Annotated in this window: 17 protein-coding genes; 7 read left to right on the top strand and 10 right to left on the bottom strand. The window is 72.7% G+C overall.

The features are described 5' to 3' along the window. The first annotated feature begins 172 nt into the window (after positions 1-172). The gene (locus tag OG937_04505; GenBank protein WUD70992.1) at positions 173-307 is read left to right on the top strand and encodes a hypothetical protein; all 135 of its coding nucleotides are present in this window, start codon (positions 173-175) and stop codon (positions 305-307) included. On the opposite strand, the gene OG937_04500 is transcribed toward OG937_04505, so the two are convergent. From OG937_04500 to OG937_04465, 8 genes are all read right to left on the bottom strand, one after another. Continuing rightward, positions 301-1,317 carry a LacI family transcriptional regulator gene (locus OG937_04500; protein ID WUD70991.1) on the bottom strand — a complete coding sequence of 339 codons (1,017 nt, stop codon included), beginning with the start codon at positions 1,315-1,317 and terminating at the stop codon, positions 301-303. The genes OG937_04505 and OG937_04500 overlap by 7 nt on opposite strands. A gap of 63 nt (positions 1,318-1,380) precedes the next feature. After that, entirely contained in the window at positions 1,381-2,409 is a 1,029-nt protein-coding gene (locus OG937_04495; protein WUD70990.1) for an ABC transporter permease, read from the bottom strand. After that, entirely contained in the window at positions 2,406-3,374 is a 969-nt protein-coding gene (locus OG937_04490; protein ID WUD70989.1) for an ABC transporter permease, read from the bottom strand. The genes OG937_04495 and OG937_04490 overlap by 4 nt, the downstream gene beginning before the upstream one ends. Then, entirely contained in the window at positions 3,367-4,980 is a 1,614-nt protein-coding gene (locus tag OG937_04485; GenBank protein ID WUD70988.1) for a sugar ABC transporter ATP-binding protein, read from the bottom strand. The genes OG937_04490 and OG937_04485 overlap by 8 nt, the downstream gene beginning before the upstream one ends. A 95-nt stretch (positions 4,981-5,075) precedes the next feature. Next, positions 5,076-6,167, bottom strand: coding sequence for an ABC transporter substrate-binding protein (locus OG937_04480; GenBank protein ID WUD70987.1), 1,092 nt, complete (start codon positions 6,165-6,167; stop codon positions 5,076-5,078). Positions 6,168-6,305: 138 nt separating this feature from the next. Beyond that, positions 6,306-9,617: a PA14 domain-containing protein gene (locus tag OG937_04475; GenBank protein ID WUD70986.1), complete on the bottom strand. Its 3,312-nt coding sequence runs from the start codon at positions 9,615-9,617 to the stop codon at positions 6,306-6,308. A gap of 450 nt (positions 9,618-10,067) precedes the next feature. Continuing rightward, the gene (locus OG937_04470) at positions 10,068-12,482 is read right to left on the bottom strand and encodes a glycoside hydrolase family 32 protein (GenBank protein ID WUD70985.1); all 2,415 of its coding nucleotides are present in this window, start codon (positions 12,480-12,482) and stop codon (positions 10,068-10,070) included. 129 nt (positions 12,483-12,611) lie between these two features. Further along, positions 12,612-13,625, bottom strand: coding sequence for a carbohydrate kinase (locus OG937_04465; GenBank protein WUD70984.1), 1,014 nt, complete (start codon positions 13,623-13,625; stop codon positions 12,612-12,614). A 260-nt stretch (positions 13,626-13,885) separates the two neighbouring features. Between OG937_04465 and OG937_04460 the strand changes: the two genes are divergently transcribed. From OG937_04460 to OG937_04435, 6 genes are all read left to right on the top strand, one after another. Continuing rightward, positions 13,886-14,887, top strand: a complete 1,002-nt coding sequence (locus OG937_04460) for a sugar ABC transporter substrate-binding protein (GenBank protein WUD70983.1) — start codon at positions 13,886-13,888, stop codon at positions 14,885-14,887. 5 nt (positions 14,888-14,892) lie between these two features. After that, positions 14,893-15,888, top strand: coding sequence for an ABC transporter permease (locus OG937_04455; GenBank protein WUD70982.1), 996 nt, complete (start codon positions 14,893-14,895; stop codon positions 15,886-15,888). After that, positions 15,885-16,784, top strand: a complete 900-nt coding sequence (locus OG937_04450; GenBank protein WUD70981.1) for an ATP-binding cassette domain-containing protein — start codon at positions 15,885-15,887, stop codon at positions 16,782-16,784. Before OG937_04455 ends, OG937_04450 begins: the two co-directional genes overlap by 4 nt. A gap of 49 nt (positions 16,785-16,833) precedes the next feature. Further along, positions 16,834-17,862 carry a LacI family transcriptional regulator gene (locus tag OG937_04445; GenBank protein WUD70980.1) on the top strand — a complete coding sequence of 343 codons (1,029 nt, stop codon included), beginning with the start codon at positions 16,834-16,836 and terminating at the stop codon, positions 17,860-17,862. A 205-nt stretch (positions 17,863-18,067) separates the two neighbouring features. Next, entirely contained in the window at positions 18,068-19,498 is a 1,431-nt protein-coding gene (locus OG937_04440; protein ID WUD70979.1) for a cytochrome ubiquinol oxidase subunit I, read from the top strand. Further along, positions 19,498-20,520, top strand: coding sequence for a cytochrome d ubiquinol oxidase subunit II (locus OG937_04435; GenBank protein ID WUD70978.1), 1,023 nt, complete (start codon positions 19,498-19,500; stop codon positions 20,518-20,520). Before OG937_04440 ends, OG937_04435 begins: the two co-directional genes overlap by 1 nt. Before the next feature lie 370 nt (positions 20,521-20,890). On the opposite strand, the gene OG937_04430 is transcribed toward OG937_04435, so the two are convergent. Together OG937_04430 and OG937_04425 are read right to left on the bottom strand one after the other, a co-directional pair. Further along, positions 20,891-25,435 (bottom strand): S8 family serine peptidase, encoded by a 4,545-nt coding sequence (locus tag OG937_04430; GenBank protein WUD70977.1) that lies wholly within the window; start codon positions 25,433-25,435, stop codon positions 20,891-20,893. 150 nt (positions 25,436-25,585) lie between these two features. Next, the gene (locus OG937_04425) at positions 25,586-26,596 is read right to left on the bottom strand and encodes a helix-turn-helix transcriptional regulator (GenBank protein ID WUD70976.1); all 1,011 of its coding nucleotides are present in this window, start codon (positions 26,594-26,596) and stop codon (positions 25,586-25,588) included. Between the last annotated feature and the right edge of the window lie 64 nt (positions 26,597-26,660).

Below are 26,660 nucleotides of genomic sequence, written 5' to 3'. Positions count from 1 at the left end.
GCATACCCGGAGCCAGCACGGCGTATCGCCGACGTATGCACCCGGGGCCGTTCGCGGCGTGGGCGCTGCCGCCGGGCCGGCCGGGCCCACCGGCCGCCACCGTCGAAGGCCGCCGCGTCGAGCGGGGGAACCCGAGTGCACCGGCGGCTGCTGCGGTCACCTGTCGGTCCACGTGCGCCGCAGCGGCGCCGTCGTGGAGTGGACCGCCTGGCGGGGGCCGTTCACGCGGCCCCCGCCGGAACTGCACTTCGGCGCCGGGCAGTACGACGCCGAGCCGGCCCGCGCGGCGCGCACGGCCGGTCAGTGACCGCGGCCCAGGGTGGACTCGCGGACGACCAGGTCGAACCCGGGGCGCACGCGGCGCGGCGGGGCGTCCGGCGCGCCGGTCAGGCGCTGCACGAGGCAGTCGACGGCCTGGCGGGCGATGGCCTTCTTGTCCGGCGAGATCGTGGTCAAGGTGATCGTGCCGTAGCGCCCCTCCTCGATGTCGTCGAAGCCCACGAGCGCGACGTCCTCCGGCACGCGCAGGCCCCGGGTGACGAGCACCCGCAGGGCCCCGATGGCCTGGAGGTCGTTGTAGGCGAAGACCGCGTCCGGCAGCGACCCGCGGTCCAGCAGGTCGGCCATGGCCTGGGCGCCGTCGGCCCGGCCGTACCCGGAGGCGGTCGCGACGAGGTCGTCGCCGTGCGGGAGCCCGCAGGCGGCCAGCTCCTCGCGCCAGCCGCGCAGTCTCAGGTGCGCGGGCTGCCGGGCGACCTCGCTGCGGGCGCCGATGAAGGCGATCCGCCGGCGTCCCGTCCCCGCCAGGTGCCGCACCGCGCTGCGTGCCGCGGCCACGTTGTCGATCACGATGTGGTCGTACGGGGCGTCGTACTCGCGCTCCCCGAGGAGCACCAGGGGTGAACTGTCGTCACGGGCGAGCAGGTCCGACGCCTCCAGTTCGATCGGCGAGAGGATCAGCCCGTCGATCACATGGGTGCGGAAGCCCTGGGTCACCAGGATCTCCTTGCGCCGCTCGCCCGCCGTGTGGTCGAGCAGCACGGTGTAGTCGTGGCGTGCGGCGGCGTCGATGACGGCGCCGGCCAGCTCGGCGAAGTACGGGTTGCCGAGCTCGGGCAGGGCCAGCGCGATGATGCCGGTGCGGCCCTTGCGCAGGTGCCGGGCGGTGAGGTTGGGCCGGTAGCCCAGTTCGTCGATCGCCTGCTGGACCCGCGCGCGCATCGCGGGTGTGACGTGCGGGTAGCCGTTCACGACGTTCGAGACGGTCTTGATGGACACTCCCGCGCGCTGCGCGACGTCCTTGAGGCTGACGCCCACGGCGCTCCCTCCGGGTTGGGCCGGTGCCGGTGGGCCGCGCGCGGCCCACCGGCACCGGCACGGTCATGTGGTGCGCGGTCCCCGCGCGAGATACCGCTGGGCCACGACCACCACGATAAGGAAGCCGCCGCTGACCACCGATTGGTACGAGGAATTGAGGGAGCCGATCTGGTTGATGAGGTTCTGGATCACCGCCAGGACCAGGACGCCCCACAGGGTGCCGCTGACCGAACCCGCACCGCCGATCAGCAGTGTGCCGCCGATGACGACCGCGGCGATGGCGTCCAGCTCCATGCCGACGCCGATGATGGTCACGCCCGAGGAGAGCCGGGCGGCGTTCAGGGCTCCCGCGAACCCCGCGAGCAGTCCGCTGATCGTGTACACCAGCACCCGGGTCCTGGCCACCGGCAGGCCCATCAGCGTGGCCGCGTCGGGGCTGCCGCCCACCGCGAACAGCGACTGCCCGAAGGAGGTCCGCTGGAGCACCAGTCCGCCTGCGGCGAAGAGCACCAGCGCGACCAGGACCGGGTGACCGAACCCGGCCACCGTGCCCTGCCCGAGTTCGGCGAAGGCCGAACCGTGCGGCACCAGGTAGGTGTCGGCGCCCTCGTCGGTCACGGCCAGCAGCAGTCCCCGGGCGGCCAGCAGCCCCGCCAGCGTGACGATGAACGGGGCCATCCCGGCCCGCGCGATGAGCAGACCGTGCACGGTGCCGAGCAGACCGCACACCGCGAGCGGCAGCAGCAGCGCCGGCAGCATCCCGTACTGCGAGGCCCACGCCGCGAGGACACCGCCGAGCGCGAAGACCGAGCCGACCGACAGGTCGATGCCGCCGGTGATGACGACGAGGGTCATGCCGAGCGCCACGATCGCCAGGAAGGAGGCCTGGACGGTGACGTTCTGCGCGTTGTCGAGGGTTCCGAAGGACGGGAAGACGAAGGAGGAGACCAGCACCAGCAGCAGGAGGACGGCGAGCACGCCCTGCCGCTGCACCAGTACGGCCAGCCGCCGCCGGTCCCCGGCACGGGCCGCCGCCACGGCGGGCGGCTGCGGCGTCGCCCCGGCGGAGCGGGGCGTGGTGAGTGACTTCATCGGGATCGACGCTCCCGGGCGACGTAGACGGCGACGAGGATGATGACGGCCTGGGCCATCTGCGCGGTGGAGTCGGGGAGGTCGTGCTTGACCAGGGTGGCCCGCAGCAGCTGCATCAGCAGCGCTCCGCAGACCGTGCCCAGGACGCGCACGGACCCGCCGGTGAGCGGGGTCCCGCCGACCACCACCGCGGTGATCGCGGACAGTTCCATCAGGGTGCCGAGCGTGGACGGGTCACTGGCCGTCAGACGGGCGGTGGCCAGCACCCCGGCCAGGGCCGCCAGCACCCCGCACACCACGTACACGCCGATCAGCACCCGCTTCACCGGCAGCCCGGCCAGCCCGGCGGCGGCGCGGTTGCCGCCGATCGCGACCAACTGGCGCCCGAAGGTGGTTCGGTGCACGACCCCGGCGACCAGCAGGGCGAGCACACCGGCGATCAGCACGACCACGGGGACGCCCAGGACGTCGTCGGTGCCCAGGCCCAGCAGACCCGGGTTGGCGATCTGCTTGAGCTGCCCGTCGGCGAGGACCAGGGCCAGGCCCCGGCCGCCCACGAACAGCGCGAGGGTGGCCACGATGGGCTGCAGACCCACCACCGCCACCAGGGTGCCGTTGACCGCGCCCACCACCGCCCCGGCGGCGAGCGCCATGAGCAGCGCGGACAGCAGTCCGTACCCCAGGTACAGCGGCAGCAGGGCCGCGGCGAGGGCCATGACGGACCCCACCGACAGGTCCACCCCCTCGGTGCCGATCACCAGCGCCATGCCCAGCGCGACGATGACCACCGGGGCGACCTGGACGAGCTGGGTGCGCAGGTTGGCCGCGGTCAGGAAGTGGTCGGTGAAGACGGCGTTGAACAGGACCAGCACGGCCACCGCCGCGTACACCCCGTACGCCTGGAACCAGGCGGGGGAGGGGAGCCCGACCGGGCCCCGCCGCACGGCCGGGGAGAGCTCAGCCATCGTGCCGCACCTCCCCTTCCGCGGCGGCGTCCCGGACGGCGGGCGCGTGGGCCGCGAGGACCTCCAGCAGCTCTCCCTCGCCGACCTGCTCGCCCGTCAGCTCGCCGGCCACGGCGCCGCCGCGCAGCACCACGAGGCGGTCGGCGCCCTCCACGAGTTCCTCGATGTCGGAGGAGATGAGCAGCACCGCCAGTCCCTCCTGGGCCAGTTCGTCCACCAGCGCCTGCACCTCGGCCTTCGCGCCCACGTCGATGCCGCGCGTCGGCTCGTCGAGGAGGAGCACCTTCGGCTCCAGGCAGAGCCAGCGGGCCAGCAGCACCTTCTGCTGGTTGCCGCCGGAGAGCTCGCCGACCTTCTGCTCGGGTCCCGAGGCCTTGATCCGCAGACGCTTCATGAAGATCTCGACGACGCGGTCCTGGCGGGCCCGCGAGACGACGCCCGCCCGGGACAGCCGGGGCATGGCGGCCAGCACGATGTTCTCCCGCACCGACAGACCCGGGACGATGCCCTCCGCCTTGCGGTCCTCGGGCAGCAGGCTGATGCCCGCGCGGATCGCGGCCGCGGGGGAGGGGCGGCCCAGCCGCCGTCCGGCGACCGTCACCGATCCCGAGTCCAGCGGCAGCGCCCCGGCCAGCGCCTTGGCGGTCTCGCTGCGCCCCGAGCCCAGCAGCCCCGCCAGGCCCAGCACCTCGCCGGGGTGCAGCTCCAGCGAGACGTCGTCCAGGACGTGACGCCGGCTCAGCCCGGCGGCGGTGAGCACCGCCCGGCGGTCGGGGTGGTGGTCCTCGCCGAAGCCGGTCCGCCCGTGCCGGCGCACCTCGGAGACCTCGCGGCCCAGCATCATGGCGACCAGCTGCATCCGGTCCAGGTCCGCGAGGTCGCCGGTGTGCACCAGGCGTCCGTCGCGGAGCACCGTGACCCGGTCGCAGATCCGGTACAGCTCCTCGAGCCGGTGGCTGACGTACAGGATGGAGATGCCCCGGTCGTGGAGGTCGCCGATGACCCGGAAGAGCGTCTCGACCTCGCGCGGCTCCAGTGCGGAGGTGGGCTCGTCCATCACCACGACCTTGGCCCGCACCGACACCGCGCGGGCCAGCGCCACCATCTGCTGGGTGCCCACGCCGAGGCCGCCGAGGGGGTGACGGACGTCGGCGGTGACGCCGAAGCCCGCGAGCAGCGCCGCCGCCTCGCGGTGCATCCGTGGGAAGTCGATCAGGCCGAGGCGGTTCTTGGGCTCGCGGCCCAGGAAGATGTTCCGCGCCACGCTCATCAGCGGGACGAGGTTGACCTCCTGGTAGATCGTGGTGACCCCGGCGTGCTGGGCGTCGGAGGGCCGCGCGAAGGCGACCGCGCGGCCGTCGAGCCGCACCTCGCCGGCGTCCGGGCGGTGCACCCCGGTGAGGACCTTGATCAGGGTGGACTTGCCGGCGCCGTTCTCGCCGACGAGCGCGTGGATCTCGCCCCGGCGCAGGGTGAAGGAGACGTCGTCGAGCGCCACCACACCGGGGAAGCGCTTGCCGATGCCGACGGCCTCCAGCACCGCGGGGGCGCTGGGACCGTCCGGGCCGGGCGGCGGTGCGGCGGGTGCCGCGTCGGGGGGTGCCATAGCGGGCCTTCCATAGGGTTCGCGGTGTCGGGAGCCGAGGAGGGACGGGCCTGCCGCCCGGCCGGGGAGGAGGACCGGGCGGCAGGCGCGGGGGCTCAGTACGCCCCGGCCAGTGAGCCCTTGGCGTTGGACGCGTCGTACTCGCGGTCGGAGATGATCACGTCCTCGGGGATGGCCTCGCCGGCGAAGAACTTCTGCGCGGTGGCGAAGGCGAGCGGCCCGAAGCGCGGGTTGGACTCGATGACGCCGTTGTACTGGCCGTTCGCCAGCGCCTGCACGGCGTTGCGGGTGCCGTCGATGGACACGATCTTGACGTCCTCGCCGGGCTTCTTCCCGGCCGCCTTCAGTGCGGTGACCGCGCCGAGGCCCATCTCGTCGTTCTCCGCGTAGACGGCGGTGATCCCCGGGTTCGCCTGGATCAGCTGCTCCATCACCTGCTGGCCCTTGTCGCGGGCGAACTCACCGGTCTGCTGGGCGACGATCTCCAGGCCGGGGGCCTGCGCCTTGATCTGGTCGACGAAGCCCTTGGTCCGGTCGGTGGTGACGTTGTTGCCGGAGGCCCCGAGCAGGATCGCGACCTTGCCCTTGCCGCCGGTGACCTTGATCATCTGACGGGCGGCGCGCTTGCCCTGCTCGACGAAGTCCGAGCCGAGGAAGGCGACGTAGTCCTTGCACGCGGTGGCGTTGATCTTGCGGTCGATGGTGATGACGGGCACGTGCTTGGCCGCCGCCGCGCGCAGCGCGGGCTCCAGGCCGTCGGAGTTGAGCGGGGCGACGATCAGCAGCTGGGCACCCTGGGCGAGCATGTCCTGGATGTCGCTGATCTGCTTGGGCAGCTGCGACTGCGCGTTGGTCGTGAGCAGCTTCTTGACGCCGAGCTTCGCCGCCTCGTCCTTGATGGACTGGGTCTCGGCGATGCGGAACGGGTTCGCCTCCTTCTCCGACTGGGAGAAGCCGACGACGGCGTCCTTGAGGTCGAGCTTGTTCGCCCCGTAGGTCTGCAGGGTGCAGCCGCTGCCGGAGGCGTCGGTGGCCGCGGTCGGGGACTGCACGACCTGGGCGCCCTCGGAGGAGGCGGAGGATGCGCTGCCGGAGCCCTCCTCCTTGGCGCAGGAGGTGGCGGTCAGGGCGGCCGCGGCGGTGAGGCACACGACGGCAAGGAAGCGGGTGGAACGGGAGGTGCTCATGGACGTTCAACTCCTCGGAGAGCGGTGTGCGAGCTGATCAGGGGGTGCGGTGGTGCCGCCGTCGCCCCGGGGGACGGCCCGGGAGGCGGCCCGCCCCGCCCCGTGCCGGGGCGGGCCGCTCAGGTGGTCGGTACTCGGTCAGCGCTTCGCCGGCACGGCGGGTTCGCCGGCCGCCAGGGACGCCACCTCGGCGGCGGTCAGCGCGCGGTCGTAGGCGTGCACGTCGGAGATCGCGCCGCCCCAGTAGTCGACGAGGTTCCCGCCGTACTTGCCGCGGCCGATCACCAGGTGGCCCGAGGGCCCCTCGGCGTTGCAGCCGCGGACGGAACCGGCCTCGCCGCCGTCCACGTAGATGCGCAGCCGGCCGTCGCGGTGGCTGTAGCTGCCGACCAGGTGGTACCAGCGGCCCGCCTCCGGCTCGCCGATGGTGCCCGCGAGGGCCCGGCTCCCGGCGAAGCTGAACGCGAACCGCTTGTCGGCCTGCGAGTACTGCAGGTAGAAGGCGCTGTTGGTGTCGCCGTCGACGGACACCGCGGTGCTGAAGTGCCCCTTGTCGTCCAGCCGGACCCAGGCGGCCACCGAGTAGTCGCGGCGGTCGGTGTCCAGGACGGTGGCGCCGGTGTCGACGGAGCCGGTGCGGCCGTCGAACTGCAGGGCGGCGCCGTTCGGGCCGGTCGTCCAGCTCGTGCCGCCGGTCAGGGTGCCGTCGTGGTCGCCTGCGACGTCTCCGGCGACGGTGCCGGAGCCCTCGTGCAGCGGCCACCAGCCGACGCCGTTCGGGCCGGGTGTGCCGGGCGGCACGTCAGCCCCGCCGGCGGTGGCGCCGGCCGCGATGACCTGCCGGTTGACGTCCCGTACCTGTTCCGGGATCACCTTGACCACGTCGCGGTCGTAGGTGAGCAGGCCGTTGAGCTCGCCCTCGACGTCGGTGATCTGCGTGTAGACCGAGCCGGACAGGCCGCAGGCCGCCGGCCGGAGCAGCTTGCGCGTGTTCTCCACGTAGGCGGCGGTCAGTTCCTCCTTGCTGTGGGCGGCGTCGCCGTAGTCCTGGCCGCCCGCGGTGCCCAGGATGTGGCCGGGGACGAGGTAGGAGTAGCCGCCGTGCTCGCCGTCGACGGCGGCGCGGGTGTCGTCCGGGGCCGGACTGGCCGGGCCGTGGTAGTCGTGGAAGTCGATCAGGTCACCGCGGCCCGAGTCCCCCTTGGAGGCGCAGCAGTTGACGCCGGAGTGGGCGTCGACCAGGCGCGAGGGGTCCTGCTCCCTGACGGCGTCGGCGAGTTCGCCGGTGGCCTGCTTGCTCCACTCGCCCCAGCCCTCGTTCATCAGCGTCCACACTAGGACGGACGGGGTGCTGATGTGCTGGTCGACGATCTGGTGGACCTGGTCGACGAAGGTCTGGGTCTCCGGGGTGCCGGCGGCCGCCGTGCCGCGGCTCGGCATGTCCTGCCACACCATCAGGCCCAGCTTGTCCGCCCAGTAGTACCAGCGGGCGGGCTCGACCTTGATGTGCTTGCGGACCGCGTTGAAGCCGAGCTTCTTGTGCTGGACGAGGTCGTACTTCAGGGCCTCGTCGGTCGGCGCGGTGTAGAGGCCGTCGGGCCAGAAGCCCTGGTCGAGGGTGGCGAGCACGAACACCGGCTTGCCGTTGAGCTTGATCCGGTTGGTGCCGCCGGCCGGGGACACCTCGATCGACCGCATGCCGAAGTAGGAGCCGACGCGGTCCTTGGCGCGGCCGTCGGTGAGGGTGACCTCGAGGTCGTACAGGTACGGGTCGTCCGGGCTCCACAGGTGGGCGCGGGGGACGGGCAGCCGCAAGGCGGTGCCGGCGGCACCGGTGACCGAGCCCGCCTTGTGCCCGTCACGGGTGTACGCGGTGGCCGTGACCTTCGCGCCCGGCGAGGTGCCCGCGCCCGGCCGTACGGTGACGGCGAGCGAGGAGTCCGCGACGTCCGGGGTCAGCACCAGCGAGTCGACCGACGCCTCGGGGACCGGCTCCATCCAGACGGTCTGCCAGATGCCCGAACTCGGGGTGTACCAGATGCCGCTGGGGTTGCGGGACTGCTTGCCGAGCGCGTAGCGGTCGTCGGTGGTGTCCTTGACCTTCACCAGCAGGGTCTGCGGACCGCGCCCGGCCAGGGCGTCGGTGACGTCGGCGGTGAACGCCTGGTAGCCGCCGGTGTGGTGGGCCACCTCGCGGCCGTTGACGTACACCCAGGTCTCGTAGTCCACGGCGCCGAAGTTGAGCTTCAGCCGGTTGCCGGAGCGGACCCGCCAGTCGTCGGGGACGGTGAAGGTGCGCTGGTACAGCGACCAGTCGTGGTGCCGCGCGACGCCCGACAGACCCGACTCCATCGGGTACGGGACGACGATGCTGCCGCTCAGCTTGCCCTGGGGGAGCGCGGCGTCCTGCGCGGTCGGCTGGAACTGCCAGGTCCCGTTGAGGTTCTTCCACTGCTTGCGGGTCAGCTGCGGCCGCGGGTAGTCGGGCAGCGGGTGGGAGGGGGAGACGTCCTTGGCCCACCTGGTCTGGAAGTACCAGGTCGAGTCGTTGCGCGCGACGACCGAGAAGGGACCGAGGTCGCCGGCGGCGGTGGTGATGCCGCCCTTGCCGTCGTAGCTGATCCGCACGTCGGCGTTGAGCGAGACCGGGGAGTCGGCCTCGGCCGGCTTCAGGACCAGCCGGGTGGGGTGCTTGGGGTCGCGGGAGACGGTGGCGGACCAGCGGGTGCCGCCGGACAGCAGGGCGAGGTGCGGGGCCGCGTCCACGGGGAGGCCGGTCACGCGGGAGCCCAGCTCGACGGTGGCGCTGCGGCCGCTGGTGGCCACCGACGCCTCGGCGTCGGCCGGGGCGAACCCGACCGGCAGGTGCAGCGCCGAGTCCGGTACGGGGCGGCGGTCGAAGCCCGGCCCCGACCACTCGGTGTGCAGGTAGGCGCCGCCGTTGCCCTGGTTGTAGTCGTAGGCGAGCTCGTGCAGGCCGGCGGTCAGGGTGATCGGCTGCGAGGTGGTCTGGACGTCCCAGTCGGTGGTCCAGTGGTCGATCACGCTCGCGCCGTCCAGGGACATGCGGAAGCCGTTGTCGCCCTTGATGTAGAAGGTGTACGTGCCGTCGGCGGGCACCTCCAGGCGGCCCGTCCAGCGCACGGCGACGTTGTCCGTCGTGCCGGCGTAAGCCCGCAGCGTGGGCAGGAGGTCGTCCACGTGGAGGGAGCTGTCGATCCGGGTGCCGGTGTACCGGGCGAAGTCCAGGGCCGTGCCGCTGGACATCCGGTAGTAGTCGCCGCGCAGGCCCGCGTCGGCGGAGGCGGCGGTGACGTCGGTGGGGACGTCGGTCGTGGCGGAGGGCCGGGCGGACGCCGGGAAGGGCGTCAGCAGGGCCGCACCGAGGAGGAGCGCCAGCAGGGCGGTGAACCGAGCAAAGCGGTGGGTACGTCGTCGGCCAGGACTCATGGTGCACCTTCCGTGGGAGTCGTCGACGCCTTGACGGGAAAGTTGCGGGTCAGGAGTGTGCGGTGCCTGGGACCAAGAGCGCTACGCGCCGGAAACGCGGTTGTACAACGTTGGAAATTTTCGGCGCGGAGAGCATGAAAGCAGGGCCCCGCCGCCGTGTCCAGACCTCGCGTAGAAGCTCGTCAACGGGCCGTCAGGGCATGGGAGAGCGTGCCGCGCACGCCATCGTGCCCGCGCCGGCGCAGAGCGGAGCGGGATCAAGGGGCCGGACGGGGCATCGTGAAGTGACGCCCAGCTGCGGCGTGTTGGCGCGACACGGGGTGCCGTCATGGCGAACCGGAACATGTTCAACGTTGGAAACCGGCGCGACGGAGGGACCGCCCGGGGCCGGGCACGGAAGCCTGCCCCGGAGCGGTCCCCGATGGGTCAGCCGGTGGGTCAGCCGATGGGTCAGCCGATGGTCAGGTTCTGCACCAGGGTGTTGGCCGCGAAGCCGTTCACCCCGAACAGCCCGGTGGCGTAGGTGTCGTCGGTGGCGTCGATGACGGGATCGGCGCCGCCGCCGAGCCAGACCCGGATGCGGGAGCCGTCCGTGCGCACCTTGAGGTGGTAGGTGCGGCCCTCGACGATCTGGGTGGCGTACGTAGCGATGTCCCGGCCCGGGCGCCACAGCTTGACCACGCCGCTGGTGTCGATGTTCGCCGTGTAGCCGGCGCCGTCGTCGCGGGCGCGGAAGGTGAGCCCGGCCGCCGTGCCGTTGGTGACGGACAGGTCGCCCTCGTACGTGAAGTCACCTCCTGTGCGGTCGCTGAGGTAGAAGCCGTCCTGGGACGAACTCCCCCTCAGTCCGGACGGTGTGACCGTCCAGGTCCCGCCCCGCGGGGTCCACCTGCCGGCGGGGAAGACCGAGAACCCGGCCGTTCCGGTGTTGAGGTTCTGCACCGTCGCCGTGCCGTTGAAGACGTTCACCCCGAACACGCCCGTGGTGTAGGTGGCGTCGGTGGCGTCGATGACGGGGTCGGCGCCGTTGTCCAGCCAGACCCGGATGCGGGAGCCGTTCGTCTGCACCTTGAGGTGGTAGGTGCGGCCCTTCGTGACCGGGGTGGCGTAGGTCGCGATGTCCCGGCCCGGGCGCCACAGCTTGAGGACGCCGCTGGTGTCGATGTTCGCCGTGTAGCCCGCGCCCGAGGCGTTCGCGCGGAACGTCAGGCCCGCGGCCTGCGCGGTGTCCAGTGTGAGGTCGCCCTGGTAGACGGCGTCACCGCCGCTGCTCGCGCTCAGGTAGAACCCGTCACCGCCGGTCGAGGCGCGCTTGCCGCCGCTGACGTCGGTCCACGCCCCGCCCGCGGCGTGCCACGGGCCCTTGAGGTTGCTCTCCAGGGTGGACTGGGCCGTGCCCCAGCTGGTGTTGAGGCGGGTGAACGTCGCGCTGTCCAGCGTCACCTTGCCGCCGACGGCGAAGAGCCGGATGCCCTGGCTGTCCGCGGCGGAGTCGAAGTCGACGTTGTCGGACAGGGAGTAGAGCCCGCCGTCGGCGAACGTCTCCAACTGCCCCCGGTCCACCAGCAGGCGCATCGTGACCTTGCCGTTCCGCGGCTTGAGCGGCTTGCCCCGCAGGGTCTGCGCCTTGGTGTCGTAGACGACGCTGCGGTCGGCCGTCCCGTCGGAGCGGGCGTGCAGGTCGAAGCCGAACTGCGTGGCGGTCGCGCCCTTCACGTCGAACTGGGCGGTGATCTCGTACGTGTCGGCCTTGATGCCCCCGAAGAGGTTGTCGCCCTTGGCCGCGTTGACCGTCTGGTTCTTCCAGCTGCGGGTCTCCGAGCCCAGCGAGGCGAGCTCGGCGACCGGCGTCCGGGTGATCCGCGGTCCGTCGGGGGTGCTGACCAGGCCGAGGGAGGCGGGGAAGGTCGAGTTGCCCGTCCAGGTGCTGCCGCGGTTGCCGCCCTGCCAGGCCATCTGCACGGTGCGGCCGTCGGGCGTGTTGGTGAACGTCTGGGCGGCGTAGAAGGTGCCCCCGGCGAAGGTGGTGCCCAGGTCCATCTGCTGCGGGCCGGTCCAGTCGGTGCGGAAGGTCGTGCCGTCGAAGGAGCCGACGACGTACTGACTGGACGCGGAGGTCAGGACCCACCGCTGCTGCCCGGCCTTGCCGTCCAGGGCCAGGGGGTACATGTCGGGGCACTCGAAGAGCCACGGTGCCTTGAAGCGGCTGGCGAAGGTCCAGTCGAGGAGGTTCGGCGAGGTGTAGACGTCCACACCGTTGCCGCCCTCGTTGGACCAGACGACCATGGCCCAGCGGTGGCGTGCCGCGTCCCAGAACACCTTGGGGTCACGGCTCTCGGCGGGGATCTCGATCTGCTTGCGGCCCCTGTCGTAGGCCTGGAACGTCCGGCCGTCGTCGTTGCTGTAGAAGACGCTCACGCCGTCGGTGTTGGAGAACACCACGATCGGGTCGAGGGAACCCGTCTTGAGCCCCGAGGTGTTGTCCTTGTCCACGACGCCGCCGCCCGAGAAGAGCGTGCCGGGGTGGACGCCGGGTTCGAGCGCGATCGGCTTCTGGGTCCAGTGCACCAGATCGGTGCTGGTGGCGTGGCCCCAGTGCATGGTGTCCCAGGCCAGGCCGTGCGGATTGTGCTGGTAGAAGAAGTGGTAGAGCCCGTTGGCGTACACCAGGCCGTTGGGGTCGTTCATCCAGCCCGACTGCGAACTGAAGTGGAACTGGCCGCGGAACGGCTCGCTGTACGTGGTCGCCGGATACGGGAACTCCGGGTATTCCCCCACGGTCCCGGCGACCGCGGGGGTGCCGGGCAGCAACGCGGCCAGGCTCGCGATCAGGGCGACGAGCAGCGCCCCGACTCTTCGACGCATGTGAACCCACTCTCTGCACGCCGGTGATGTCATCGTTGACACATGTCATCGCTGACATCCGATCGATGACCGATGATGGGCCCCTGCCGGGAGCCCGTCAACGCCCCGTGCAGGATCGGCTACGGCCCCTCACGAGGTCGTACGGATCGTCAGGTCAGTGGAATACGCCTCCAGTTGGCGGGCCCACGGCGGGTTCGGCCCGGCGACGGCGCAGGTCAGCGCGGCCACGCGGGTCGCGTACGCGCAGGCCGCCACGACGTCGTCGGTCCGCAGCCGGTCGAGCCGGCCGCCCAGCAGCCCGCGGCCGCCGAGGTGGTGGAGGAGCCCCGCCGTGAAGGAGTCCCCGGCGCCGACGGTGTCGACCACCCGCGCCGGCACACCGGGTACGGAGACCCGCCGGCCGTCGAGCGAGGCGAGGACGCCCCGCGCCCCGAGGGTGACCACGACCAGGCGGGCCCCCGACGCGTGGAAGTCGTCGCAGGCCGCCTCCGGCGCGGTGCCCGGGGCCAGCACGGCGAGGTCGTCCTCGCTCAGCCGGAGGATGTCGGCCGTCGCGCACCACGTCCGGATCCGGTCGCGGTAGACCCGCGGATCGACCAGGGCGGGCCGGACGTTGGGGTCGATGCTGACCGTCGCGTGCTGCCGCGCCCCGGCCAGCACCTCCTCCACGAGGACGGCGCCCGGTTGTCTGACCAGGGCGAGCGAACCGGAGTGGACGCAGGCCGCATCGCCGAGTGCGGCGCGGCCCAGTTCCTCGCGCGTCCACTGCCAGTCCGCGGTGCCCTCGGCGTGGAAGGAGTACGCGGCCTGCCCGTCGCCGTCGACGTCGGCGACCGCCAGGGTGCTGGGTTCGGGAGCGGCCGTGGCCGCCGACAGGTCGACACCCGATGCCAGCAGGTGGGCGCGGAACAGGCGGCCGAAGACGTCCCCGGACAGCCGTGCCAGCAGCCGGGTCGGCGTGCCGAGACGGGCCAGGCCCACGGCGGTGTTGGCCGGACCGCCGCCCGGCAGGACGCGCAGCCGCAGCTCCTGCGACGCGTCCGGGGAGCGGCCGTGCGCACCGGACGGGGCCGCCCCGTGACCGGGTTCGGGGAAGACATCGGCGACGCACTCTCCGAGCACGGTGACCTGACGCGGCTGCATGGGGTGGTTCCTCCAGGTGGGAGCGGGGACGTGGGCCGGCCCCGGCGGCGGCCCCGGCGGGGTGTCGGGGGCGGGCGCCACGTGCTGCCAACGGGCTTCCTCGGCAAAGGCATTGACGTCGCCGGAGCGGGAGTCCATCATCCTCCGCATGCGGTGTCAACGATGACATGTGTCAACGTTGGCATTCCCCTGGCGAGATCCTTCGCCGAACACAGCGCCATACGGCTTTCCCCGCTCACTGCTTCCCGTAGGAGTCGCAGATGTCCCGTAGAGCCCGTCCGGTCCTCGTCATCGGCGCCGCCGGCCTCGCCCTGTCACTGGCCGCGTGCGGTTCCGGTTCCGGCGGCGGCTCCCCGTCCGGGGGCAAGGTGAAGGTCGGCCTGATCACCAAGACCGACACCAATCCCTACTTCGTCAAGATGAAGCAGGGCGCAGAGCAGGCCGCCAAGAGCGAGAACGTCGAACTGACCACCGCGGCGGGCAAGTTCGACGGTGACAACGCCAGTCAGGTCACGGCGCTGGAGAACATGGTCGCCGCCGGCGTCAAGGGCGTGCTCATCACCCCCAACGACTCCAAGGCCATCGTCCCCGCGATCCAGAAGGCGCGCGCCAAGGGCGTGCTCGTCATCGCCCTGGACACCCCTCCGGAGCCGCAGGACGCCGCCGACGCGCTGTTCGCCACCGACAACGTGAAGGCGGGCGAGCTGATCGGCGCGTACGCCAAGGCCGCGATGGCCGGCAAGACGCCGAAGATCGCCACGCTGGACCTCGCCCCCGGCGTGTCGGTCGGCGTGCAGCGCCACGAGGGCTTCATCAAGGGGTTCGGCGTCAGCGCCTCCGACCCGTCGATCGTCTGCTCCCAGGACACCGGCGGCGACCAGGCCAAGGGCCAGACCGCCATGGAGACCTGCCTGCAGAAGGCGCCCGACATCAACCTGGTCTACGCGATCAACGAGCCGGCGGCGCTCGGCGCGTACACCGCCATCAAGGCCAAGGGCCGCGAGAAGGACGTCACGATCGTCGCCATCGACGGCGGCTGCACCGGCGTGCAGGCGGTCAAGGACGGCAAGATCGCCGCGACCTCCCAGCAGTACCCCCTGAAGATGGCCGCCGACGGCGTCAAGGCGGTGGCCGCGTTCGCCAAGGACGGCAAGAAGACCAGCGGCTACACCGACACCGGCGTCACCCTGATCACCGACAAGGCGCAGACGGGCGCGGAGTCCAAGGACACCGGCTTCGGCCTGCAGAACTGCTGGGGCTGAGCCCGGTGACCGCATCCACCTCGCTCCCCGCCGTGGGCAGGGAACCGGCCGTGCTGCGCCGGTTCCTCACGGCGCCGGCCGCCGGACCGTTCGCGGCCCTCGTCCTCGCCTCGGTGTTCTTCTCCCTGGCCACCGACCAGTTCCTCTCCGGCGGCAACTTCTCGCTGATCCTCCAGCAGGTCATGGTGGTCGGCACGCTCGCCATCGGCCAGACGCTGATCATCCTCACCGCCGGCATCGACCTGTCGTGCGGTGCGGTCATGGCCTTCGGCGGCATCCTCATCGCCAAACTCGCCGTCCAGGGGCCGCTGCCGCCGCTGCTCGCCATCGCCCTCGGCATCCTGGTCTGCGGAGTGTTCGGGCTGGTCAACGGGCTGCTGGTGCGGACGGTGCCGCTGCCCCCGTTCATCGTGACGCTGGGCATGCTCAACGTCGCCTTCGCCCTCACCCACATCTACTCCGACGAACAGACCGTCACCGGCCTCCCCGAACCGCTCACCGCGCTGGGCCGCACCTTCCCGCTCGGCAGGACCGACGTCACCTACGGGTCGCTGGTCACGATCGCCCTCTTCCTGGGCTTCGCCTACGCGCTGAGCAGCACCGCCTGGGGCCGTCACGTCTACGCCCTCGGCAACAGCGCGGAGAGCGCGCGGCTCAGCGGCATCCGGGTCTCCCGGCTCACCGTCGGCGTCTACACGGTGGCCGGACTGGTCTACGGGATCGCCGCCCTGCTGCTGGTGTCGCGGACCGGGGTCGGCGACCCCCAGGCGGGGCAGACCGACAACCTCGACAGCATCACCGCCGTAGTCCTCGGCGGCACGAGCCTGTTCGGCGGCCGCGGCACCGTCCTCGGCACGTTCGTCGGTGTGCTCATCGTCGGTGTCTTCCGCAACGGCCTGCAGCTGATGGGCGTCTCCTCCGTCTACCAGACGCTGGTCACCGGCGTCCTGGTGATCCTCGCGGTGACCGTCGACCAGCTCTCGCGAAAGGGGACCCGATGACCGGCCCCGCCCCCCAGGGCCCGGCCCCCCAGGGCCCGGCGTCCCCCGCACCGGAGTCCCCGGCGCCCGCCACCGGGCCCGAACCCGTGCTCAGCGCGCGCGGGCTGGTCAAGCGCTACGGGCACGTCACCGCCATCGACCACGCGGACTTCGACCTCATGCCCGGCGAGGTGCTGGCCGTCATCGGCGACAACGGTGCCGGCAAGACCAGCCTGATCAAGGCGCTCACCGGCGCACTCGTCCCCGACGCCGGCGAGATCCGGCTGCACGGCAGGCCCATCAGGTTCGCCGGGCCGCAGGACGCGCGGGCGCACGGCATCGAGACGGTGTACCAGGACCTCGCCGTCGCGGCGTCGATGGACATCGCGTCCAACATGTTCCTGGGCCGCGAGATCCGCCGCCCCGGCGTGCTCGGCTCGGTGCTCCGCCTGCTGGACAAGAAGGCGATGCGCCGTCAGGCCGCCGACCACATGGCCGCGCTCAAGGTCGGCGTCGGCTCGATCACGCAGCCGGTGGAGACGCTCTCCGGCGGCCAGCGCCAGGCCGTCGCCGTGGCCCGCGCCGCCGCCTGGGCGCGCAGCGTCGTGGTGATGGACGAGCCGACCGCCGCCCTCGGGGTCAAGGAGTCCGGACAGGTCCTCGACCTCATCCGCCGGGTACGGGACAAGGGCATCCCGGTGATCCTCATCAGCCACAACATGCCCCACGTCTTCGAGATCGCCGACCGCGTCCACGTCCACCGGCTGGGCAGGCGGGAGGCCGTCATCAAGCCGTCGGACTACTCGATGGCCGAGGTGGTGGCCATCATGACCGGCGCGCTCGGCGTGCGACCGGACGGCGGTACGGTCGTGGCGGACAGTGACGCAGCCTCGGCCGCAGGGGTCGGGGGGAGCTGACCGACGGGCCCGGCATCCGCGGGGCCGACATCCGGAGAAAAGGTGGTCCATGACAGCGACCCGCAGACCGACCCTCGCCGACGTGGCCCGCGAGGTGGGTGTCAGTGCCAAGACGGTCTCCCGGGTGCTGAACGAGGACGGTCCCAGCTCCGCGGAGACCAGGAGGCGGGTGCTGGAAGCCGTGGCGAAGCTCGGCTTCCAGCCCAACCTCATGGCCAGGAGCATGCGGGTGGGCGGCCCCGACACCACCGTGGGTCTGGTGGTGCCGGACCTGGGCAACCCGTTCTTCGGCGCCGTCGCCGGCGGCATCGAGGACGCCGTGCACGGGCACGGACTGACCCTGCTGATGGGCTCGTCGGACGACGACCCGCAGCGGGAGCACGCGCTGATCGCCACCTTCCTGGCCCGCCGGGTCAGCGTGCTCATGGTCGCGCCCGCGGTGGGCGCCGACCACACCCACCTCAAGTCCCACCGGGCCGCCGGACTGCCGGTGGTCTTCCTCGACCGGCCCGGCAACGGCCTGACCGCCGACACCGTGGTCAGCTCCAACCGGGCCGGCACACAGGAGGGCGTCGCCCATCTGATCGCCGGCGGACACCGCAGGATCGGGTTCATAGGCGACCTCCCGGCCCGGCTGTACACCCGCCGCGAGCGGCTCGCCGGCTACCGCGCGGCGCTCGCCGAGGCGGGACTGCCCCACGACCGTGCCCTCGTCGCCGACGCGCACGACCCGGCCGGCGCCGCCGAGGCGACGGCCCGGCTGCTCGCCCTGCCCGACCCGCCCACCGCGCTGCTGTCGGGCAACAACGTCATGACGATCGGGGTCATGACCGAGCTCTCCCGCGGCGGGCGCAAGGACGTCGCGGTGGTCGCCTTCGACGACGTCCCCATGGCCGCCATCCTCGAACCCGCCCTCACCGTCGTGGCCCAGAATCCGGTCACCATGGGCGAGTTGGCGGGATCCACCGCCCTCGAACGCCTCGAGGGCGACCGCACCCGGGCCCGTACCCTCCTGGTCGAGACCCGGCTCGTCCCCCGTGGTTCGGGGGAGCTGCCCCCACCCGCCCGGACCCGCTGACCGCCGGGCGCCGCGCCGGGGACCGGCCGGACCGCGACCACCGAACGGGTCATCGGCCCCCGCCCGTAGTGCGCATTCCCGCCCATACCGATCGTCGTGACCTATGGTGAGCGTCCTGTCACGAAAGGGTCGTGGTCGATGTGATGGCGGTGGCGTGCACGGGTGGTCCAGGCCGGAAACCGCCCGCTGACCGGCGGTGCGGGCGATGACGGGGGCCTGGCAGGTGCTGGCCCAGGGACTCGGGTCGGCGGGCGATCCGGCGCAGTTGCTGCCGGCCCGTCAGCAGATGGCCTTCACCCTGGGCTTCCACATCATCCTGGTGCCGTTCGGCGTCGCCCTCACCACGCTGATGCTCATCGCGAACCACCGCGGTCTGCGCCGCGGTGACGCCGACGCCATGCTGCTGGCGCGGCGCTGGTCGAAGGTGGCCGCGGTGCTCTTCGCCGTGGGGGCGATCACGGGCACCGTCCTCTCCTTCGAGCTCGGCATCCTCTGGCCGGGCCTGATGCGCGGGTACGGCCCGGCCTTCGGGTTCCCGTTCGCCATCGAGGGGCTGTTCTTCTTCCTCGAGGCGATCTTCGTGTCCCTCTACATCTACGGCTGGGACCGGCTGTCGCCGTGGGCGCACTTCTGGACGGGCGTACCGGTGGCGCTCTCCAGCATCGGGGGCGCGGCCGCCGTCATCGCGGCCAACAGCTGGATGAACCAGCCCGGCGGCTTCACGATGCGCGACGGGAAGATCGTGGCCGTCCGGCCGGCGGAGGTCTTCTTCAACGGGGCCTTCCGGTGGGAGTTCCTCCACATGCTGCTCGCCGCGTACATCGTCGCCGGGTTCGCGGTGGCGAGCGTCTACGCCGTGGGCATGCTGCGGGGCCGTACGTCCCGCTACCACCGCACCGGGTTCCTCATCGGCTTCGTCACCGCCGCCGTCGCACTGCCCCTGCAGGTCGTGGTGGGCGACACCATCGCCCGGTACGTGTACCAGTCCGAGCCCGCCAAGTTCGCCGCGGTCGAGCTGCTGCCGCGGACCGGCACGCACGTCCCGGAGACGCTCGGCGGGGTACTGGTCGACGGCGAGGTCAGGTACGGGCTCCCCGTGCCGGACATGGCCTCCCTGCTGGCCGGATTCCACCCGTCCACCGAGATCAAGGGGCTCGACGCGATCCCCGCGGACGTACGCCCCTCGGACCGGATCGTGAGCACCGTCCACCTCGCCTTCGACGTGATGGTTGGGCTGTCCTTCGCCCTGCTGGCGCTCGTCGTGTGGTTCCTCTGGCTGTGGTGGCGGCGGCGCTCCCTGGAACGGCAGCGGTGGTTCCTGCGCTGCTGCGCGGTCAGCGGGCTCGCCGCCGTGGCCTGCCTGGAGACCGGATGGATGGTCACGGAGCTGGGCCGCCAGCCCTGGACCGTCGTCGGCCACCTCCTCACCCGCGACGCGGTGACCACCCAGGGCGACCTGTGGCCGTTCTTCGGGTCGGTCGTCGTCATCTACGCGGCCGTGGGCGCCGGCGCGGTGACGGTGCTGCTGTCGATGAAACGGCGCTGGCAGGCCGGGGACGACGACAGCGTGGACGTCCCCTACGGTCCGCGCAGCGGCCCGGAACCCGTCGGCGCGCGAGCCGGGACGGAGGAGTGATGCCGGAAGCCGTCGCGGCCTTCCTCTTCCTCGGCGTCATCGCCTACTGCCTCTTCGGCGGCGCGGACTTCGGCGCCGGTTTCTGGGACCTGACGGCGGGCGGGGCCGAGCGGGGCCGGCGCCCCAGGCACCTGATCGACACCTCCGTCGGCCCGGTGTGGGAGGCCAACCACACCTGGCTCGTCTACTGCCTGGTCTTCCTCTGGTCGGGGTTCCCTGCCGCGTTCACCGCCATCACCACGACCCTCTACATCCCGCTGGGCATCGCCGTCCTGGGCATCGTGCTGCGCGGTGCCGGCTTCGCCTTCCGCAAGGCCTCGCTGCGCACCCCCGAGCAGCGGGTGTACGGGGTCGCGTTCGCCGCGTCGTCCGTCCTGACCCCGTACTGCTTCGGGTCGATCGCCGGGGGCATCGCCTCCGGGCGCGTGCCCTCGGCGGGCAACGGGAACGCCGTCACAAGCTGGCTCAACCCCACCTCGGTGCTCGGCGGCGTGCTGGCCGTCCTCGTCTGCGCCTACCTCGCCGCCACCTATCTGTACGTGACGGCCCGTCAGCAGCGCGACCACACCCTGCAGCGGCACTTCCGCGGCAGGGCCCTGCTCGCCGCCGTGCTGACCGGAGCCGTCAGCATCGCCGGCGTCTTCGTGCTGCGGCAGGACTCGCCGCACCTGTTCCGCCGCCTCAGCCACGGCGCCCTGCCGCTGGTGCTGCTGGCGGCGCTCTGCGGGGTCGCGACCATGGTCATGGTGTGGCGTGAGCGGACGAGGTTCCTGCGCGGGCTCGCCGCGGCCGCGGTCGCCCTGGTCGTGCTCGGGTGGGGCGTCGCCCAGTACCCCTACCTCCTCGGCACCCATCTGGAGATCGGCGAGGCCGCGGCCCCGCAGGCCACGCTGGCGGTGACGATCGGCGTCGCCGTCGTGGCCGGACTCCTCATCTTCCCCTCCATCGCGCTCCTCTTCCGGCTGGCCAACCGGGGCGCTCTGCGGCCGCCGGAAGGGGACCCGGCCGATCCGCGCCCCTGAGAGCACGTGCGCCAGGGCGCCCGTGAACCGGGGGAGAGGGGGAGGCATTCACCGGCGGGTCCGGGCTCCCGCGGGCCGCGCTCCTGCTCGTCATGCCGCCGCCGAGCGGCGAGGCCCGGGCCGGACGCGCCCGCCGTCTCCGGGGCCGCGGTCATGGGGCGTTGGCGTCCCGGGTGTGCCGCAGCCGGCGGGGCGCTCGGGGGCCGGAGTGCCGGCCGGCTCCTCCCCCCCCGCCGGGACCGTGTGCCCCGCGTTGCGGTGTCCACGGTCATGGGCACGTCCGGCGGTCCGGTCGGCGGGAACGCACCCTGTGATGACCGCGGCCCGGCCGGCGTACTCCTGGGGAGGGCACGCCGGCCGGGCCCACCGGTCAGCCGGAGACGCCGAGCACGGTCTCGCCCGAACGACCCGCCCCGGTCCCGGTCACCCGTACCGTCAGCGTCCGTCCGTGGCCGTGCGGGACCGTGACGAACGCGTGGGCGAAGCCCGCGGCCGTCGCGCGGCCGGAGCCGACGACCCGGCCGTCGAGCCGCACGGTGAACCGTTCACGCGGCGACAGGCCCGCCGCGGTGACCGACGCCGTGGAACCGGCGGCCGCCTCCCGGGGCATGGTGTCGACCACGAACGGCGACCGGGCCCCGGAACCGCGCACCGGTTCGAGGTCGTCCGCGTCCACCGGCGGCACGAGGATCCGCCGCACCGCCAGCGCCTGGAAGATCGGGCCGTTGATCTCGTAGTACGCGGTGGCCCACAGCGGCCGCCCGGCGGGCACCGTGACGGTCCGGGAGATCGGCGCCCCCTCCTGCGGGCTGCGCGTGGTGGGGATGCGCTCGTCGAGGAGGAGCGAGCTGCCCGCGTAGATCTCCGGGCCCTCGCCGACCGTCAGGGCGAATCCCCCGCTGTACGCCGCGGGACGGTTGGTCACCGACATCCTCAGCGGCGCGGCGCCGCCGTGGTGCTTCGCCGAGGAGCCGCGCTGGAAGGTCGCGTAGAACGGCTCCACCATCGCGGGCCGGCCGGTGCGCCCGGCACGGTCCCGGTTGCGGTAGGTGGCCACGGTCGTCCCGTCGAGCACGAGGTCGAGGCGGTCCACCCCGGTCGTGTCGTAGGTGCGGGTGAACGTGTCCTCGGGATCGGTCTGCAGCGTGGCGAGGACCAGGTCGCCGTTGGTCAGCTTGTAGCGCAGCGTCGGGAAGACCGGCACCTCCGAGTTGTTGGTGTAGCTCACCTGCGCGGTGTGCGCCGTGCTGCGGTCCTCGGTGATGGACGCGGTGCTCGCCTTGACGGCCGTGGGCGTCCAGGTCACCGATTTGGTCTGCCCGGTGCGGCCGTGGCCGGCGACCACGGCGAGGGTGGCGGTGAGCTTCCCCGGCCTGGTCTCGACCGGATCGGACGTCCAGGCGTACCAGGGCAGTTCGCCCGCGTCGACGGCGAGCGTCCGGTCCAGGTAGGTGCCGGAGGCGCCGCGGACGGTGATGCGCACCGTGCCCTTGCCCTTGACGGCGGTGGTCATCGCGGCCAGCGGGTTGCCGTCGAAGGCGTGGGCGTCGGAGTGCTCGGCGTCGCCCAGGACCAGCTTGGCGACGGTGAAGGAGCCGCCCGCGCTCCGGCCGCCGTACCTGACCTCCAGGGTCTGCTTCCCGGTGGCGATGTCGGCCGGGAGGGTGACGAGACGGCCCACGCCGCCGTCGTCGGTGGTGCGGCCGCCGGCCAGCACCCGGTTGGTGCCCTTCACCCGGATCTGGAAGTCGACGGCCGGGGTCAGGTCCTTCGCCACGACGACGGCGGACTGGCCCGGCACGGCGTAGGCGGGCTTGACGGTGACGGTGGGCCGGGCGCCGGGGGAACCGCCGGGCGGGCCGGTACGCGGATCACCGGTGACGGTCACGTAGGTGGTCCGTCCGGTGTCGCCGTACGTGACGCGGCCGAGGTACACCGCTCCGGCCCGCAGGCCCTTCCAGGACAGGGCGACCGGGGTGGTGCCGCCCGCGTGCAGGGCCGCCGTGGCGGGCTGCGCGGTGAACGACCCCTCGGCGCCCTTGTCGCCCAGGGCGAAGCTGGTCACCGTGAAGTCGAGCGGTCCGGACCCGGCGAAGAAGTCCACCTCGACCTCGTACAGACCGGGCTCGGGGTCCTCCAGGTCGAGCTGCTCGTCGGCGGACTCGGTGGCCGCCCGGTCGACCAGCGACGTGTCGCCGTACTCGTTGAGCCGGTACACCGACAGGTCCAGGTCGGCCGAGTCGTCGGCGGCGTCGAGGGCGAAGCGGGCGTGCTCCGTCCCGGCCGGCACCTCCACGACGTGGGTCCGCGCGGGTCCGCCGACCGTTCCCGAGTCCTGGACCCGCAGGCCGCGGGAGAGCCCGGTGAGGTCCAGCGGCACGTCGCGGTCCTCGCCGCCCTTGAGGGTCACGGTGGTCCGTCCGCTGCCGCCCGAAGCGGCGACCGCCGTGGGCGCCACCAGGGTCACCGGTCGTACGGCGACCGCGCTGCGCACGCTCTGCTCACCGGCGCGCCAGGTCAGGTACCCCGTGGCGTACTCGCCCAGCGGCGCGGTGGTCCGGGTGAACGTCACCTTGAACGTCTTGGACTGTCCCGCCCCGGTGAAGGTCAGGGACCGCGGCTCGACGACGGTGTCCACGCCCGGGATCCGCACGGGGTCGGCGGTGAAGGTGCCGGGGCCCGTCGACGTCACGGTGCGGGTCACGGTCTGCCGGCCGGCGAGCGAACCGACGCCGATCGACGCCAGGTTGAGGTCGGACGGCGCGGGCGCCGTACGGTCGCCCTTGACGGCGGCGGCGTACCGCTCCCAGTCGTCGGGACCGTTCAGGTACAGCAGCCCGGGGTGCAGGTAACGGGTCGCGTCCACCTGGCCGTTGCCCTGGGCGAAGACGTCCTCCGACGCTTCTCCCGCGCCCGTCACGGTGGGCCGGGTGGTGGTCATCAGCGCGGACTTGATCTCGGCCGGGGTCGCCTGCGGGTGCAGGCCGAGGTAGAGCGCGCCGAGACCGGCCACGTGCGGGGACGCCATCGAGGTGCCCGACATGAAGGTGAAGCTCGGCCGCCCGCCGGCGGCGTTGGCGCCGTCGGCGAGGACGGCCACACCCGGTGCCGCGAGGTCGGGCTTGATCAGGTCGCCGCCGTCGGCCTGGACCGGGCCGCGCGAGGAGAACCCGGCGATCTGCGGGACGGCCGCCGACGCCAGCCGGTGCGGGTTGCCGTCCACCAGGGTCGCCGTGGGCGTGTCGGTGGCGGCGTACGAGACCAGCGCGTCGTAGCCGTCCGCGTCGACGGCGATCGTCGGGACGGCGTGGGTGTCGAGGTCGGTCGAGTCCGGCGAGGGGTTCACCAGGACCATCCCGATGCCGCCCGCGCGCTTCACCTCGGCCGACTTGGCCGCCCGGTCGTACGTGCCGCGCTCGCACAGCACGATCGCGCCCTTGACCTTGGCACCGTCCAGGCTGTCGGGACCGCACAGCTGCGGCCGGACGGAGATCGCGGTCCCGGCGCCCGAGGCGGCGACCAGCGGGCCGGTCACCTTGCGGCCGTCCGCCGGGAGCGAGACGGACGCGCCGAGCACGTTCTGGCCGTCGCCGAGCTCCACCGTGGCCTCACGGGTCGGCATGGTGCTCGCCGCCGCGGTGGTGATCCACGGCGAGGCGTTGTCGACGGTGCTGTCGCCGGGGCCGGAGTTGCCGCCGGCGGTGGCGACGAAGATGCCGCTCGCTGCGGCGTTGCGGAACGCCTCGTCCACGACCGAGTCGGTGGTGAGGGCGCCGCCGGCCGAGCCGATGGAGTAGTTGATCACGTCGACGTTGTCGGCGACGGCCGCGTCGATCGCGGCCAGCAGGTCACCGGTGGCGCAGCCGTCGTCCGTGGTGTCCTTCGCGTCGGGACCGCTCCAGCAGGCCTTGTAGGCCGCCACCTTGGCGGCCGGCGCGACACCGGAGATCGGGCCCATCGGCACGCCGCCGAGGTCGGCGGCGACGCCGCCCGCGCCCGCGGCCGTGCTGGCGGTGTGCGATCCGTGCGCCTCGCCGTCCCGCGGCGACAGGTACTCGCCGACCGAGGGGCCGCCGATGTGGGTGGCGCCGAAGTTGTCGACGAAGTAGCGCGCGGACACCAGCTTGGTGGAGCAGTCAGCGGCGGTGAACTGGACGCCCGCGGTGCAGGTGCCGGTGAAGGTCCCGCCGTCCGCCTTGCGGTAGGTGACGACGGAGCCGTCCAGGTACGGCTCCTGACCGGGCGCGGTACCGAGCGGCGCACCGGCGAACGAGGGGTTCTCCGGGGCGATGCCGGTGTCGACGACGCCGACGACCACGCCCTTGCCGGCGCTTGCGACGCCGCCGTTGCCGGCCCACACCCCGCTCTCGCCGCTGAGGCCCAGGTAGTCCGTCGAGTTGACGGCGGCCAGCGGCTTGCGCAGGTCGTCCTTGACCACCGACACCACCGTGGGGTCGGCGCGCAACTCCTCGACCTGCCGCGGCTGGAGCTCGGCCGTGAAGCCGTTGAGCGCGGCGGAGTACGAGGAGATCACACGGGCGCCGACCGTCTTGGCCGCGTCGTCCTGACGCTCGCGCAGGTAGGTGCGGTAGGCCTTCACGGGTGCCGAGCCCGCCTTCAGGCCCTCACTCTCGCGGGGGGCCGTGCGGGCCTTGCCGGCCACGCCGCCGGTGTACGTCGCCGCGGCCGGCTCGCGCAGCGTGACGATGTACCGCCCGGCGGACGGCGGTTCGCCGTTCCCCGGGTCGTGCGCGGCGAACGGCGCCGGGACGGTGGGCGGCGTGGGGACCGGGGCCGCGACGGCCGGCGCCGGTGCGGCCGCGGTGAGGACCGTCAGGCTGGCGCCGGCGACGAGGGCCGCGAGGGACCGCGGTATCGCCGACCGGCGCGCAGAAGGATGGGCAGGTGGTGCCACCAAAGCTCCTTCATCAGGGGGTGGCCGGACAGCCCGGCCGAGTGACACGCCGTTCGGGCGCACACAAGTTCTAGCCGGGTGATCCTTTGGTGACCAACGTCCTGCGCTGCCGAAACCGGCCAGTGGCCAGAAGGGGCCACCGCCTTCCGGTCAGATCCAGTTGCGGCGGGCCGCGGCGACGCCCGCGCCGAACCGGTTGGTGGCGCCGAGTTCGGTGAACAGGTCCTGGATCCTGCGGCGCAGCGTCCGGGGCGAGATGCCCAGCTGGCGGGCGATCGCCTCGTCCTTGACACCGGCCGCGAAGAGCGCGAGCAGGTTCCGTTCCTCGTCGGTCGGCCTGCGGGACCCGTCCGCTGCGTCCGCCGGATCCCCCGGGACCGCCGTCGGCAGGGTGCCGGATCCCGGCTCGCCGGTCAACGGGGAGGCGGAGGCCCAGTACTTCTCGAAGAATTCGCCCAAGGCCTCCAGTAGGGGCGGGGATTCGGTGTAGAGGTACTCGGCGCTCCCGACCGACAGGCTCAGCGACACCATCGCGGCCGACCGGTCGGCCATCGCCAGCTTGATCGGCAGCGCGGGTACGACCCTGGCCTCCTCCCCGCGCGACACGAGGCTGCCCAGCTCCTGCCATCCGCCGTCGGCCTCGAAGCTGGCGGCGGCGTAGACCGCCCGCACCCGCACGCCCCGCCGGACCGCCGCCTCGTCGAGCGGCTCGTTCGGGGCGAGCAGGAACGGCGGGCGGTCCAGCGCGCAGAGTTCGGTCCGCGCGGTCTGCTTGAGCCGGTAGTAGCGGTCCCCGACGGCCTCCAGGCCGCTGATCACGCCGGTGCCGGGACCGCCGTCCCTGGCCCTCCTGGCCGCGTCGAAGAGCACCCCGAGCGGGCCGGCCGCCTCGCGCACCGCGGCCAGTCGGCGCTCGCGCGACTCGACGAGCGCGCGCAGCGCGTGCCGGGGGTCCACCGTGAAGAACTCGCCCGAGGAGCGACGGCTCATCAGCCCCGCGTGGTGGAGCCGCTCGAGCACCGCCAGCCCCTCGTCCGCCGTCACGCCGAGGGCGGCGACCACGTCGTCGACGGTCGTGCTGTCGCGGGACAGCAGGAGGCGGTAGGCCCGCTCGGCCACCGTGTCCACCCCGACCCACGCGAGCGGTGCGTCATTCTCCACGAGAGCATCCATTCCTGCCGTCCACGTCGCCGACGAGATCGAACCAAGAACGGGCGGCAACTTC

The sequence above is a fragment of the Streptomyces sp. NBC_00510 genome, from assembly GCA_036013505.1.
GTDB lineage: Bacteria > Actinomycetota > Actinomycetes > Streptomycetales > Streptomycetaceae > Actinacidiphila.
The sequence above is the reverse complement of the archived record's forward strand: the minus strand, read 5'-3'. Positions and strand labels throughout refer to the sequence as shown.